At 65.1% G+C, this 13103-nt stretch carries 11 protein-coding genes; 7 read left to right on the top strand and 4 right to left on the bottom strand.

The genetic code is table 11. The features are described from left to right. The first annotated feature begins 199 nt into the window (after positions 1–199). From AC3WN8_RS07055 to AC3WN8_RS07040, 4 genes are read left to right on the top strand one after another with little or no spacing between them, the layout of a single operon-like run. Positions 200–2380, top strand: a complete 2181-nt coding sequence (locus AC3WN8_RS07055; protein WP_492668688.1) for a TonB-dependent receptor — start codon at positions 200–202, stop codon at positions 2378–2380. Then, positions 2380–3399 (top strand): metallophosphoesterase family protein, encoded by a 1020-nt coding sequence (locus tag AC3WN8_RS07050; protein WP_492668687.1) that lies wholly within the window; start codon positions 2380–2382, stop codon positions 3397–3399. The genes AC3WN8_RS07055 and AC3WN8_RS07050 overlap by 1 nt, the downstream gene beginning before the upstream one ends. Before the next feature lie 24 nt (positions 3400–3423). After that, the gene (locus AC3WN8_RS07045; RefSeq protein WP_492668686.1) at positions 3424–4209 is read left to right on the top strand and encodes an SDR family NAD(P)-dependent oxidoreductase; all 786 of its coding nucleotides are present in this window, start codon (positions 3424–3426) and stop codon (positions 4207–4209) included. 10 nt (positions 4210–4219) lie between these two features. Then, positions 4220–5335 carry a tyrosine-protein phosphatase gene (locus AC3WN8_RS07040; protein WP_492668685.1) on the top strand — a complete coding sequence of 372 codons (1116 nt, stop codon included), beginning with the start codon at positions 4220–4222 and terminating at the stop codon, positions 5333–5335. A 110-nt stretch (positions 5336–5445) separates the two neighbouring features. Here AC3WN8_RS07040 and ribB read toward each other — a convergent pair whose 3' ends face one another. From ribB to AC3WN8_RS07020, 4 genes are read right to left on the bottom strand one after another with little or no spacing between them, the layout of a single operon-like run. Further along, positions 5446–6582: a 3,4-dihydroxy-2-butanone-4-phosphate synthase gene (gene ribB / locus AC3WN8_RS07035; protein WP_492668684.1), complete on the bottom strand. Its 1137-nt coding sequence runs from the start codon at positions 6580–6582 to the stop codon at positions 5446–5448. A gap of 58 nt (positions 6583–6640) precedes the next feature. Next, positions 6641–8368, bottom strand: coding sequence for an FAD-binding protein (locus AC3WN8_RS07030; protein ID WP_492668683.1), 1728 nt, complete (start codon positions 8366–8368; stop codon positions 6641–6643). Next, on the bottom strand, positions 8361–9173 hold the full coding sequence (locus tag AC3WN8_RS07025; protein ID WP_492668682.1) for an alpha/beta fold hydrolase: 813 nt from the start codon (positions 9171–9173) through the stop codon (positions 8361–8363). The genes AC3WN8_RS07030 and AC3WN8_RS07025 overlap by 8 nt, the downstream gene beginning before the upstream one ends. Before the next feature lie 29 nt (positions 9174–9202). Next, the gene (locus AC3WN8_RS07020; protein WP_492668681.1) at positions 9203–10411 is read right to left on the bottom strand and encodes an acyl-CoA dehydrogenase family protein; all 1209 of its coding nucleotides are present in this window, start codon (positions 10409–10411) and stop codon (positions 9203–9205) included. Between the two features lie 300 nt (positions 10412–10711). On the opposite strand from AC3WN8_RS07020, the gene AC3WN8_RS07015 reads away from it, so the two are divergent. The 3 genes from AC3WN8_RS07015 (at position 10712) to AC3WN8_RS07005 (ending at position 13100) form a co-directional block, all read left to right on the top strand. Continuing rightward, complete coding sequence (locus AC3WN8_RS07015; RefSeq protein WP_492668680.1) at positions 10712–11569, top strand: SDR family NAD(P)-dependent oxidoreductase; 858 nt, start codon at positions 10712–10714, stop codon at positions 11567–11569. A gap of 125 nt (positions 11570–11694) precedes the next feature. Then, positions 11695–12582, top strand: a complete 888-nt coding sequence (locus AC3WN8_RS07010; protein WP_492668679.1) for a VOC family protein — start codon at positions 11695–11697, stop codon at positions 12580–12582. Positions 12583–12722: 140 nt separating this feature from the next. Then, positions 12723–13100 (top strand): nuclear transport factor 2 family protein, encoded by a 378-nt coding sequence (locus AC3WN8_RS07005; RefSeq protein WP_492668678.1) that lies wholly within the window; start codon positions 12723–12725, stop codon positions 13098–13100. Positions 13101–13103: the final 3 nt, after the last annotated feature.

The raw sequence follows: 13103 nt of genomic DNA, 5'->3' as shown, positions 1-13103 counted from the left end.
GGAACCGGTTTTCCGCGCAATATGATGCGATCCCGGTGGCCCGGGGCAGGGGGATGCAGCACGCGAAGCGACGGCGTGGAAGCCTTCATTCTTTTCATGATTGCAATTCTACCTTCATGTAGGTAAAAATGTCTACCGTCGCGTAGGTAGAAGTGGAGTGCCACCACTGCGACATGGCATTCAGGGGAGGATGATTTCGATGAAAAGAGACGGATTGCTGCTGCGCGCGCTGATGGGTTCGGCGGTTCTCGCCATGGCTGCGCCGGTCTGGGCACAGGACGAATCGCAGGCTGCGCAGGCGACCGACGACGGACTGGGCGACATCGTCGTCACCGCGCAGAAGCGTGAGGAGTCGCTGCAGGATACGCCGATCTCGATCGCCGCCTTCACCCAGGCCGATCTGGAGACCAAGGGCATCACCGGACTGACCGATCTGCGCGCCAACGTCCCCAACCTTCAGCTCACCCCGCATCCCAACAGCGCGGCGACGACGCAGATCTTCATGCGCGGCGTCGGGCTGAGCGACGACCAGATCACCCAGGATGGCGGCGTCGCGGTCTATATGGACGGCGTCTATGTCGCGCGCAGCCAGGGCCAGGCGCTCGAAGTCGCCGAGCTGGAGCGTGTCGAGGTGCTGCGCGGCCCGCAGGGCACGCTTTACGGCCGCAACGCCACGGGCGGCGCGATCAACTTCATCACCAAAAAGCCCGATCTTGGCGAGTTCGGCTTCAAGGGGCAGGCGACCTACGGCAATTACGACAATCTTCGCCTGAAGGGCGCGGTCAACATCCCGATCGGCAGCACGCTCGCGGCGCGGTTGTCCTATGCCTATATCCGGCAGGACGGATTCGTCGCCAATCCGGGCACCGGCGTGAAGCGCTGGGGCGACAAGGATCGCCGGGCGATGCGCGGCGATGTGCTGTGGCAGCCGTCCGACGATTTCAGCCTGCGCTACAGCTATGATCGTTCGGAGATCAATGACACGCCGATCTATGTGGCGTTCTCTCCACTGCATCCGCTGACGGTGCGGCGCCCCAAGGCGGGCAGCCCCTTTGTCCGCGATCTGCTGCCCAACGACGTCACCGCCGAAGGGCACAGCCTGATCGCCGAATGGCATGCGAGCGACGCGCTCACCGTCCGCTCGATCACCGGCTATCGCAAGCTCGATAACTTCCAGAACCAGGATTATCTGTCCGGCGTCACCGGGCCCAATCCGTTGCAGAAGAACAGCAGCCGGGCGAAGCAGGACCAGTGGAGCGAGGAACTGCAACTGATCGGCGACACGTTCGACCGGCAGCTCGAATATGTGCTGGGCGTCTATTATTTCTCCGAGGACGGCAGCAATTTCTCCAACAGCTACAGCCCACCGACGCTGACGCGCAGCTTCACCACCGCGACGATCGCCAATGAAAGCTGGGCGGTGTTCGGCCAGGCGACCTACAGCCCCGAATGGCTCGATCGCCGCCTTCATTTGACCGTCGGCATGCGCCATAGCTGGGATCAGCGCGCCGCCACGCTGGCGCGCCAGACCCAGGTCAACAACGGCGCGATCGTCACCGTGCCGGGCTTCGGCAACGGTGACCGCAAGTTCAAGGATTTCAGCCCCAGCTTCATCCTGGCTTATGACGCCGCCGACAACGTCAATCTCTATGCCAAGGCGGTGAAGGGCTATAAATCCGGCGGCTACAATATCCGCGCCAGCTCGATCGCGCGCTTCAACGACGGTTTCGATTCGGAGACGCTCTGGTCGTACGAACTGGGCATGAAGAGCCAGTGGCTCGACAACCGCGTCCGTTTCAACGTCGCGGCCTTCCAGTCCAAATATCGCGACATCCAGATCAACGTGCAGTCCGATCCGACCAATGCGCGGATCACCGACGTGCTCAACGCGGGCAAGGCGACGGTGAAGGGCGTAGAGGCCGATCTGACCCTGGCGCCGGTGCGCAACCTGCGCTTCACCGTCAATTATGGCTGGCTCTCCGCGCGCTATGACGAGGTGATCGACGCCAACGGCGCCGATATCTCGGCGAATTATCGCTTCACCAACGCGCCGCGCCACACGCTGGCGCTCGACCTCAACCATGATCTCAAATCGCTGCCGATCGGCACGCTCTCGACCAACATCAACTACACGATGCAGAGCGACAAATATGCCAGCTCGACGATCGCGGGGGGCAAGTACATCATCGGCGATTACGGCCTGCTCAACGCGCGGCTGACCTTGTCCGACATTCCGGGGCTCGATGGCGTGCGCGTCGGCCTGTGGGGCCGCAACCTCACCGACAAGGAATATTACATCATGCAGTTCAACATCGGCCGCCCCGGCGCGCTGTTCGGCGAACCGCGCACCTATGGCATCGATCTGAGCGTCGAATTCTGATGCGCGGGCGTGCGATGCGCCGCCTGGGCCTTGTGCTCGGCCTGGCGGCGCTGGCGCTGCCCATGGCCGGCGCGCAGGGGGCGGGTGCGCAACCATCGATCGCGCGCACGCAGAAGCCGTTCGGCGGCGGCGCGCGCGAATTCCGCTTCGTCGTGATCGGCGATCGGACCGGCCAGCACCGGCCGGGCGTGTTCGAGGATGCGATGGCGAAGGTCGAGCAGCTCCGCCCCGATTTCGTCATCAATATTGGCGACCTGATCGAGGGGAATACGGAGGATCGCGCGCGGATCGAGGGGGAGTGGGATGAAGTGGACGCCGCGGTCGCCAGGCTCGGCGTCCCCTTCTTCTACGTGCCGGGCAATCACGACCTGACCAACGCGGTCCAGCGCGAGATCTGGCGCAAGCGGTTGGGCGCGGATTACTACAGTTTCACCTATAAGGACGCGCTGTTCCTCGTGCTCAACACCGAGGATCCGCCTCAGCCCAAGATCGCACGGATGCAATTGCTCCAGCAATATGGCGCGGACGCGATGAAGACCGTCTTCGCCGCGCTGCAGGGCGATCCCGCCAAGGCTGAGGCGATCTTCGCGGGCGATCCGAAGCTCGCCGAGCTTGCCGCCAGGGTTCGCGGATCGGAGAATGTCGCGTTCAGCGCGGACCAGGTGAAGATGGTGCGCGACGCGCTGGCGAAGCACCGCAAGGCGCGCTGGACCTTCGTCCTGATGCACCGCCCGGCATGGAAGGTCGAATCCGCCGCTTTCCGAGAGATCGAGACGATGCTGAAGGGGCGCCCGCATACCGTGCTGGCGGGGCATTATCACAAATATGCCTATGAACAGCGCGGGGGTGTCGATCATATCCAGCTCGGTACGACGGGCGGGATGCCTGGTGGTGCACCGGGCGATCCGGCGGTGGTCGATCATGTGATGTGGGTGTCGATGGCGGAGGGCGCACCGCGCATCAGCAATCTGAAGCTCGACGGCATGTTTGGAAAACAAGGGCCGGGCGCGGCCCGATGATCATGATATGGAGATGATGTTCCGATGAGTTCGACCAGTTTATCGCCCGCGCTCGGCGCACCCGCCACTGGCGTGATCGTGACCGGGGGTGCCTCCGGCATCGGGCTGGCGTCCGCGCGCGCGCTTGCCGCGGTCGGCCGTCCCGTCGCGCTCTGGGATATCGACGCCGATCGCGCCCGAACGAGCGCTGCCGCGATCGCCGCCGAATTCCGTGTGGCCGCGCTGGGCGTGGCGATCGACCTTACAGACCTTGATAGCTATCCTGCGGCGATCGCCGCGAGCCGCGAAGCGATGGGCACGATCGGCGGGCTCGTCCATGCCGCGGGCATCGTCGACACCGCCTCGCTCGAAGGGATCACGGCGGAAAGCTGGGCGGCGGGCATCAACACGCATCTGCGCCCGCTGGCGATGCTGACCCAGGCGATCCATGGCGACCTCGCCGCCAATCCGGGATCGGCTGTGGTCGCGATCACCTCGATCAACGCGACGCTCGGCAATGGCATCAACCCGATCTACAGCGCGGCCAAGGGCGGCATGCTCTCGCTCGTCCGTTCGCTCGCCGACCGGCTGGCGCGCGACGGCATCCGGATCAATTCGGTCTCGCCCGGCCAGATCGTGACGCCGATGACCCGCCCCGCGATCGACAATCTGCCTCAGGGTTTCTTTGAAAAGCGCATTCTGCTCGAACGGATCGGTGCGCCGGAGGAAGTGGGCCGTGTCGTCCGCTTCCTGCTGTCGGACGAAGCGAGCTATGTCACCGCAGCCGAGATCGTCGTCGATGGCGGCAATATCTCCTCGCAGCGCGTATAGGATCGACATGATGAAGCGCCTGCCCATCCTGTTCGCGCTCGCGCTGACACCCGCGCTCCAGGCGTGCACGACGGTCGAGCCGCACGCGGCGACCGCAGCCGTCCGGTCCGATGTCATTCCCTTTGCGCAGGCCGAAATCGTGCGCGGCGATGGTGGCCATGATATCCGCTGGTCGGCGCCTGGCGCGTCGAACGTCACCATCTATGCCGGCGCCAGCCCCGATGCGATCGATCGGACGCGTGCCGTCGCGAAGGGCGGGGCGACGGGCAATGCCACCGTCATGGGCCTCGCACCGGACCGGCGCTGGTTCTTCGCGCTCGTGCCCGATCGCGGTGCGGCGCTCGTCGTCGCCGATCGCGGCCTGCATCTCGCGACCGTCCCCAATCTCCGCGATATCGGTGGTTATCGCACCGCCGATGGCCGCTGGGTGCGGATGGGGCTGATCTATCGTTCGGATCAGCTCGATCGCTTGGACGATCGCGACTTCGCGGCGCTCTCTACGCTCGGCCTGGGCGCGATCGCCGATCTGCGCACCGAAGCCGAACGCAAGCGCGAACCCGATCGCGTGCCCGCCGGGGTCGAGCATCTGATCCTCGACGTCGCGGCGGACAGCGAGGGCAGCCTGGGCGGCGACATGCGTCAGGCCATGGCGATGATCCAGAGCGGGCGCGGCGTCGAGATGCTGACCGCGGCCAATCGCGACTTCGTCGCGCTGCCGAGTGCACGTAACGCCTATCAGCGCTTGCTGACACGCATGGCTTCGGCAGGCGGGCGCGGGGTGCTCTATCATTGTACCGCCGGCAAGGACCGGACGGGCTGGGCCAGTGCGGTGCTGCTGAGCTTGCTCGGCGTGCCGCGCGAGACGGTGATGGCGGATTATCTGGCGAGCAACACCTATCTCGCGGGCAAGAACCGCGCGACGCTTGCCGCGCTCGCCAAATCATCGACGCCGCTCGATCCGGCGAAGCTCGAACCGGTGCTGACCGTTCGTGCCGCCTATATCGAGGCCGCCTTTGCCGAGGTGGACAAACGTTATGGGTCAATGGAGGCCTATGTGCGTGACGGCCTAGGCATCGACGATGCCACCGTTGCGGCGCTCAAAAAGGCTTTGCTGACCGGCGCCTGAGAGCGCTCATACCAAGGTGCAGGGATGCTGACGCATCCGCACCTTGGAACGCTCAAGCGCCGCGCGGGCTTCACCAAGATGCGATGAGTCAAGCTCATCGCATCTTGGTATCAGGCGGGCAACGGCGATCGCTGGTCGACAATGTTGAGGCCGTATCCGGCAAGGGCCACCGGCGACTGGGTGCCGGTGGTGAGCAGCACCATGTCCTGCACGCCCAGTTCGGCCAGGATCTGTGCGCCGACGCCATAGTCGCGCAGCGTTTCGGTCTCGCTCACGTCGTCAGCATCGTCATCGCCGTCGCGGGCCAGCGCCTTGACCGCGCGTGAAAGCAGGTCGGGCATCTGCCGGTTGATGACGACGATCGCCCCCGCACCTTCCGCGCCGATGATCTCCATCGATCCGCGCAGCAGCCCGGCGCGGGTGCCGGTGCCGCCGAACATGTCTGTGCCGAACTCCATGGCATGCATGCGCACCAAAGTCGGGCGATCGGGATCGATCATGCCCTTGACGAGCGCGAGCTGTTCGGACCGCGTGGCGCTGTTGCGATAGGTGATCAGGCGCCAGCGCCCGCCCCATTGGCTGTCGAACTCGGTCTCGGCGACCTTCTCGACGAGATGGTCGTGCTGTCTGCGATAGGCGATGAGGTCGCGGATGGTGCCGATCTTGAGGCCATGTTCCTGTGCGAAGGCGACGAGGTCGTCCATGCGCGCCATGGTGCCGTCGTCCTTCATGATCTCGCAGATCACGCCGGAGGGATTGAGCCCGGCAAGGCGCGAGACGTCGACGGCGGCTTCGGTATGGCCGGCGCGCACGAGCACGCCGCCCTCGCGCGCGACCAGCGGGAAGACATGGCCGGGGGTCGCGATCTCCTCGGGGCCCTTCGACGCGTCGATCGCCACCGAGACGGTGCGCGCGCGGTCGGCGGCCGAAATGCCGGTGGTGACGCCTTCGCGCGCCTCGATCGAGACGGTGAAGGCGGTCTCGTGCCGCGTGCCGTTGTTGCGGCTCATCAGGTCGAGCCCGAGCTGGTCGACGCGTGCCTTGGACAGCGCCAGGCAGATCAGTCCGCGGCCATGCTTCGCCATGAAGTTGATCGCCGACGGCGTCGCCATCTGCGCCGGAATGATCAGGTCGCCTTCATTCTCGCGATCCTCGTCGTCGACCAGGATGAACATCCGGCCATTGCGGGCCTCGTCGATGATCTCCTCGACGCTGGAAAGGTGGGAGCGGGTCATCAACATGGTCATGGGCCTCCTGATCGGAAGCCATATCCCGGCACGCTGCGTCGCAAATCCTCCGTTCGGACTAAATGGACGTGACCGCGTGACGTGCTGCACGGCGCCCGGAAAAGACGCAGTCGGCGGCCGACAGACCGCTTACATAGATGTTTGAACAGATGCCGATCGCGGTGCGGCCCGCGGCATAGAGGCCGGCGATCGGTTTGCCCGCTTCGTCGAGCACGGCGCCGCTCTCCTCCTCGACGCGAAGCCCGCCCAGCGTGAGCACGGGCAGCGGCATCAGCCGTGCCGTGATCGACATGTCGAGCGCGTAGAAGGGGCCGGTGCCGATCGCGTGCATATCCTCCGTCGCCTTGTCGAAGGCATCGGGGGTCTCGCCGCGTGCCGCGGCATTGTAGCGCGCGACATTGGCCTGGAAGATCGCCGGATCGAAGCCGCATTTCCGCGCGAGCGCCTCAATCGTCGCGGCCTTTTTGCGGCCAAGGCGCATCGCCGCGATCGCCGGATATTTCTGGAAGGGCAGGATCAGCTTGTCGCGGCTCTGCGCCATCGCTTCGTCATAGAGCGACTGGTCGATGATCAGCCAGGCGACGCCGCCGCGATCCTCGACCATCGGTTGCCCGATCGTGGCGCCATAAAGCGCTTCGTTGACATAGCGTTCGCCGCGCGCGTCGACGATCATGCCCTTCGCCCAGGCAAAAGGCGGATTGATGAAGCGCCAGGCGCTGACATGGTCGAGCCGCGAGACCGTACCGCCGGCGCTCTGGCCCAGGCGGATCCCGCTGCCGTCGTCGCCGGGCGAGCCCAGCGGCATGCCCTGGGCATAGCGCGGCGCATAATGCCGCACCATCGCGCGGTTGAAGATGAAGCCGCCCGCCGACAGCACCACGCCGCGCCGCGCGCGGACATGGCGGGCGACGCCGTGCTTCGCCTCGATCCGGCGCGTTTCGGCGAACCAGCGTTCGGCGATGCGCGCGGCGAACCCGGCGCCGGGAAAGGCCGGCGGCAGTTTGAGCAGCAGGCGCGTCGCGCGCCGCTGGAGCTTCTGATAGCGCACCGCGACCGGCGCGTCGCCAGGCACCTGGATCAGCTTGACGCCTAGGACGCGGCCGGCGCGATCGACGACAAGCTGGCGCGCCTCGGCGCCGGTGAGCAGGCGAACGCCCGCCTTTTCGGCGGCGTCGCGCAGCGGATCGTAAAGGCCCACGCCATAGCCGACCGGGCTGCTCGTGCCCGGCACGAAGGCGCGATGGCCGCGCGGTGCGGGGCGGGCGACGCGGGCATAGGCGGGCTGCAGCGAATTGTCGGGATGATAGAGATAGAAGCTCGAATGCGGATAGCTGGTTTTCTTGGGATAGAGGATGCCGCGAAAGCGCACGCCATGGCGTGTCATCCAGTCGACCGTCTCGACGCTGGTGTCGCAGAAGCGCCTGAGCGTCGCGTCGGAAACCACGCCCGCCGCCTCGATGCGGAGATATTTGAACATCTCCCCGGCATCGTCGCTGACGCCGGCTTCATGCTGCGCGGGCGTGCCGCCGCCGGCATAGAAGACGCCGCCATTCATCGCCGTGGCGCCGCCACCCTCGAAGCGGTCGGCGGCGATCACCTCCAGCCCGGCCTCTGCCGCCTCGAGCGCCGCCGAGACGCCGGCGCCGCCATAGCCGATCACCACCAGGTCGGCGGCATCGTCCCAGGCGATGGCGTCCGGCCCATCGACGATGTGCGCGGCCTCGACGTCCGAATGCCAATGCGGGTCGCCGGGCCGCGCATCGGGCAATCCGGCAATGTCAGCCATGCAGAAACGCCAGCGTGTAGCGGTTGAATTCCTCCGTCCGCTCGACCTGGACCCAGTGGCCGACCTTGTTGAAAGTCATGAAGCGCGCATTCGGGCAGGCATCCAGAAAATGCTGCGCACCCGAGGCCGGGCAGAATTCGTCGTTCAATCCCCAGAAGCCGAGGATCGGCATGGGCAGTTCGCCGAGCCGCGGTGCGAGATTGGGCGTGCGCATTCGTGCAAGCACGTCCTTGGGCTGGGTCCGCGCGACGGCATAGCGTTCGGCGACGAGCGCATCGGTGATGGCCGAGGCGTCATAGACCAGGTTCGAGACGAGCTTGCGCTGATCCTCGAGCGTGAAGTCCGGGCTGGTGAAGTCGCCGACCATCCTGGCGATGCCGGGCATCGCGAAATAGACCGGCAGCTCCTCGATACAGCCCGGCGCCATCAGCACCAGTCGGGTCGCGAAACCGGGATGGTCGAGCGCCATCTGCACCGCCACGCCGCCGCCGAGCGAATTGCCGACCAGAACGGCTTCTGTCACGCCCGCCTGGGTCAGCGCTTCGAACAGGGTGTCGGTGAACAGCGCGAGCGTATAGTCGATCCCCTCGGGCTTGGACGAGGCGCCATAGCCGATCATGTCGGGCAGCAGCACGCGATAGCCCGCCGCCACGAACGGCGCGATATTCTGCTTGAAGTTCGATTGGCCGGACGCGCCGGGGCCGCTGCCGTGGATGAATATGATCGCCGGGCCGGATCCTGCCTCCGCGATCGCAATCTCATACCCACCCGTAACGGCGTAGCGCGCCTGGCTGATCCCGCCCATTCTCGTCTCTCCCATCGTTTCGGCCTTGCTCAAAGGAACATGAAGCCCGGCGCTTCGCCCAGCAGCCCGTTGGTGAGGTCGGGTCCGAAATTATTGGGGTCGTTGGCGATGTGCGCGCGCGCGGCGTGGAGGTCGAGCCAGGGCTGGACGACCGGGCTCGACGTGTAGATTGCGCGCCCACCCAGCAACGGCATCAGCGTATCGACGAGCGCGGCGCAGCGCCGGACGACCGATGCCGACTGGAAACGGTAAAGCGTGCGCTTGTCCATCGGCACATCCTCGCTCGCTTCGGCATGGGCGATCATCGCGTCGAAATTGCGCGCCAGCACGGTTTCCATCTCGTCGATCTCGGCCCAGGCTTTCGCGATCGCGTTCTGGAGCAGCGGATCGGCCTTCGATGCCTTGCCGGTATTGGTCGAGACGCGTGTCTGCATGATCTCCAGCGCGCCTTTAGTCGCGGCGCGGGCGCCGCCCAGCGCGGCCGTCGAAACGAGCCTTACGAAGATCTGCGCCCAGGGCAGGCGGTAGAGTGGCGCGTCATTCTCGGCCTGGCCGGGATTCTGGCAGAGGAAGCCGTCGACCGCCCGGTGCGTGCGGTGGTCGGGCACGAAGGCGCCATCGACGACGATGTCCTGGCTGCCCGTTCCCTGCAGTCCGAAGACATGCCATGCATCCTCGATCCTGTAGTCGCTACGCGGCACCAGGAAAGTGCGCATATCGGGTGCGTCGCTTTCCTTTGCGGGCGGCACGACGGCGCCGAGCAGCACCCAGCCGCAATGTTCCGATCCGCTCGAAAAGCCCCAGCGGCCGGAAAGGCGGAAGCCGCCCTCGACATGTTCGACCCTGCCGACGGGCTGATAGGAGGAGGAAACGAGCATCGCGTCGTCGTCGCCCCAGACCTCTTGCTGCGCGCGATCGTGGAACAGCGCGAGTTCATAGGGGTGCCCGCCGACCACGCCATAGACCCAGCCGGTCGACATGCAGCCTTCGGCAAGCAGCTTCTGGACTTCGAAAAACACATTGGGGTGCATTTCATAGCCGCCCCAGCGCCTCGGCTGGAGAATGCGGAAAAATCCCGCCGCCTGCATCTCCGCGATCGTCTCGTCGGGGATGCGGCGATCGGCGGTGGCCTGTGCGGCGCGCGCCTTGAGTGCGGGGATCATTGCCCGCGCGCGTTCGATCAGTGCCTCGGCGCTGGGAATCGCGATCTGCCCGGTCTGGTCGAGGGCGGTGGCCATGGTCTCTCCTTGCGATTCTTGTACGCCGTTTGCAGCAAATAAGAATGATCAACTGCTATATTCGTACAGAAATCTATTATTTGCTACGCAAGCTGTCAATCCACTTCGGGGGAGCGTCGTGCCGCCTCCAGGCTGCGTGCGACGGTATCGTGCGATTCCTGCCGTTTAGCAGTGATTGTTGTGTTGCGTATGAAATATGCTTCCAAACTACGCAAAACGCGTTCTATGACGCAATATCGAATCGAATATCCGATCACGGATGTCAACGGGCCCGCAATCGGGCAAGCGAGGATGTTGCAGATGGGCGAGCAGAAGGTGGCAGTGGTGACGGGCGCGAGCCGCGGCGCGGGTGCGGGGATCGCGCGCGCGCTCGGTGAACAGGGCTATGCCGTCTATGTGACGGGGCGGACGGTGGAGGAGGGGAGCGCGCCGCTTCCCGGAACCGTTGCCGCCACTGCCGCAGCGGTGACCGCTGCTGGTGGGCGCGGTGTTGCCGCTGCCGTCGATCATGGCGACGACGCGCAGGTCGCCGCCTTGTTCGAGCGCGTGCGTCGCGACGAAGGCCGGCTCGACATCCTCGTCAACAACGCCACCGCGATCCACGACGCGCTGATCATGCCCGGCGGCTTCTGGGAGCGGCCCGTCGCGCTGGTCGATATCCTCGATATCGGGCTGCGTTCGAGCTATGTCGCGAGCTTCCATGCGGCGCCGCTGATGATCGAGACGGGCGGTGGGCTGATCGCCTTCACTTCGTCCTTCGGATCGGTCTGCTATATGCACGGCCCGGCCTATGGCGCGCAAAAGGCCGGGGTCGACAAGTTCGCCGCCGATATGGGTGTCGATCTCAAGGATCATGACGTCGCGACGATCGCGATCTGGATGGGGCCGCTTGCCACCGAGCGTACCGCGCGTGCGCTCGGTGAGCGGCCCGATCAGTATGAGAGTTTCATGGCCAATGCCGAGACGCCCGAATTCACGGGGCGGCTGATCGCGGCGGTCCACAAGGACCCCGAGCGCATGACGCTGTCGGGCAGCACCCGGATCGGCGCGGAGCTCGCCGAACGCTATGGCATTACCGAGGCGGGCGGCCGTCGTCCGCCCTCCTATCGCGAAATGCTCGGCGAGCCGCGCATCCCGCATCCCGCGATCGTTCGTTGAAATTTTCTGCGGTATGCGTATGATTTATACGTCATAGGTACGTATAATGCTTGTATGATGCCAAATATGCTATTAGCTTGCGCAGCGAGAGGCGTCAGGAGACGCGCAATCTGGGGATGAAGCGAATGGCGATACGATCGCTTGCCTATGTGGTCGTCGACACGGCGGACGTCGAAGCCTGGCGCGTTTACGGCGAAACCGTGCTGGGCATGCAGGCCATTGATCATCAAGACGGCATCCGCCTGCGCATGGACGACCGGCCCTTCCGCATTCAGATCCGCAAGGGCGATACGGACAGCTTTCACGCGGCGGGTCTGGTCTATGCCGATGCGCATGCGTTCGAGGCCGGGCTTGCCCGGCTTCGCGCCGCCGGCGTCACGTTCGAAGCGGCGAGTGCGGAGGAGGCGGCCGAGCGCCATCTGCGCGCCTTTGTCCGCTGCAGCGATCCGTCGGGCAATCGGCTCGAACTGGGCTGGGGCAACATCGTCGATGGCAGGCCCTTCGTCTCGCCCGCCGGCGTGCCGGGTTTCGTGACCGGCGAGATGGGGCTGGGCCATGTGGTCTTTCCCGCGATGAAGCTCGCCGAGACGCGCGCTTTCTATGTCGACCTGCTCGGTTTCGGCGACAGCGACGAGATGCGCGCCTTCATGCAGGGCGGGCCCGACGATCCGGGGATCGGTTTCCATTTCCTGCATTGCGACAATCCGCGCCATCACAGCGTGGCGCTCGGCGAATATCCAGCGCCTTCGGGGTTGATCCACATGATGGTCGAAGTGCCCGGGCTCGACGATGTCGGCCGCGCGCTCGACCGTGCGATCGCCGCCGGCGTCCATATCTCGTCGAGTCTCGGCAAGCATATGAACGACAAGATGACGAGCTTCTACATGCGCACGCCATCGGGCTTCGACGTCGAATATGGCTGCGGCGGCATCCGTCCCGACTGGAAAACCTTCACGCCGACGATCAGCCTGAAGGAGGATGAGTGGGGCCATCACTGGAATTTCGGCGGCTGAGAATGGCCGGTCGATGACGACCGGGACGTTCGAAAGACGGGTAGCCCCGAAATGGTGGTGGCGTCCCATGTCGCCGTTGGGACAATGGGGATCCGATCGGTTCGCCGGTTCCCGGAATTTTTGCGGTTGAGGAGGAATGGATGCCCAGTCACGCGGTGATGGTCGAGGCGGTCGAGCGCTATGTCGAAGCGTTCGAAAAGGGCGATCCCGAAATGGTCGTGGCGCTCTATGCCGCCGATGCGACGGTGGAGGATCCGATCGGCACGCCCGCTCATGCGGGGCATGACGCCATCCGGGAATTCTACACGCGCTCGATGACGATGGGGCCGAAGCTGAAGCTGCACGGCCCCGTTCGCACCGGTGGCGACTATGCGGCCTTCGCTTTCTCGGTCGAGCTCGATTATGGCGGCCGCAAGTCGATCGACGTGATCGACACGTTCAAGTTCGACGAGGAGGGCAAAGTGGTCGAAATGCGCGCTTTCTGGAGCCAGGCGAATATGCAGGGCTTCGAGGCATGACGA

Source organism: Sphingobium sp. FW305-3-2-15-F-TSA7, assembly GCF_058787155.1.
Note: the sequence above shows the minus strand (reverse complement) of the source record. Positions and strands in the feature narration are given on the sequence as shown.

What these genes read in the sequence shown, in the direction of transcription:
- AC3WN8_RS07015 (WP_492668680.1), top strand. Translation starts at nt 10,712, where the DNA reads ATGGGCGAGCAGAAGGTGGCAGTGGTGACGGGCGCGAGCCGCGGCGCG.
- AC3WN8_RS07010 (WP_492668679.1), top strand. Translation starts at nt 11,695, where the DNA reads ATGGCGATACGATCGCTTGCCTATGTGGTCGTCGACACGGCGGACGTC.
- AC3WN8_RS07055 (WP_492668688.1), top strand. Translation starts at nt 200, where the DNA reads ATGAAAAGAGACGGATTGCTGCTGCGCGCGCTGATGGGTTCGGCGGTT.
- AC3WN8_RS07045 (WP_492668686.1), top strand. Translation starts at nt 3,424, where the DNA reads ATGAGTTCGACCAGTTTATCGCCCGCGCTCGGCGCACCCGCCACTGGC.
- AC3WN8_RS07025 (WP_492668682.1), bottom strand. Translation starts at nt 9,173, where the DNA reads ATGGGCGGGATCAGCCAGGCGCGCTACGCCGTTACGGGTGGGTATGAG.
- AC3WN8_RS07040 (WP_492668685.1), top strand. Translation starts at nt 4,220, where the DNA reads ATGAAGCGCCTGCCCATCCTGTTCGCGCTCGCGCTGACACCCGCGCTC.
- AC3WN8_RS07050 (WP_492668687.1), top strand. Translation starts at nt 2,380, where the DNA reads ATGCGCGGGCGTGCGATGCGCCGCCTGGGCCTTGTGCTCGGCCTGGCG.
- AC3WN8_RS07020 (WP_492668681.1), bottom strand. Translation starts at nt 10,411, where the DNA reads ATGGCCACCGCCCTCGACCAGACCGGGCAGATCGCGATTCCCAGCGCC.
- ribB (WP_492668684.1), bottom strand. Translation starts at nt 6,582, where the DNA reads ATGACCATGTTGATGACCCGCTCCCACCTTTCCAGCGTCGAGGAGATC.
- AC3WN8_RS07030 (WP_492668683.1), bottom strand. Translation starts at nt 8,368, where the DNA reads ATGGCTGACATTGCCGGATTGCCCGATGCGCGGCCCGGCGACCCGCAT.
- AC3WN8_RS07005 (WP_492668678.1), top strand. Translation starts at nt 12,723, where the DNA reads ATGCCCAGTCACGCGGTGATGGTCGAGGCGGTCGAGCGCTATGTCGAA.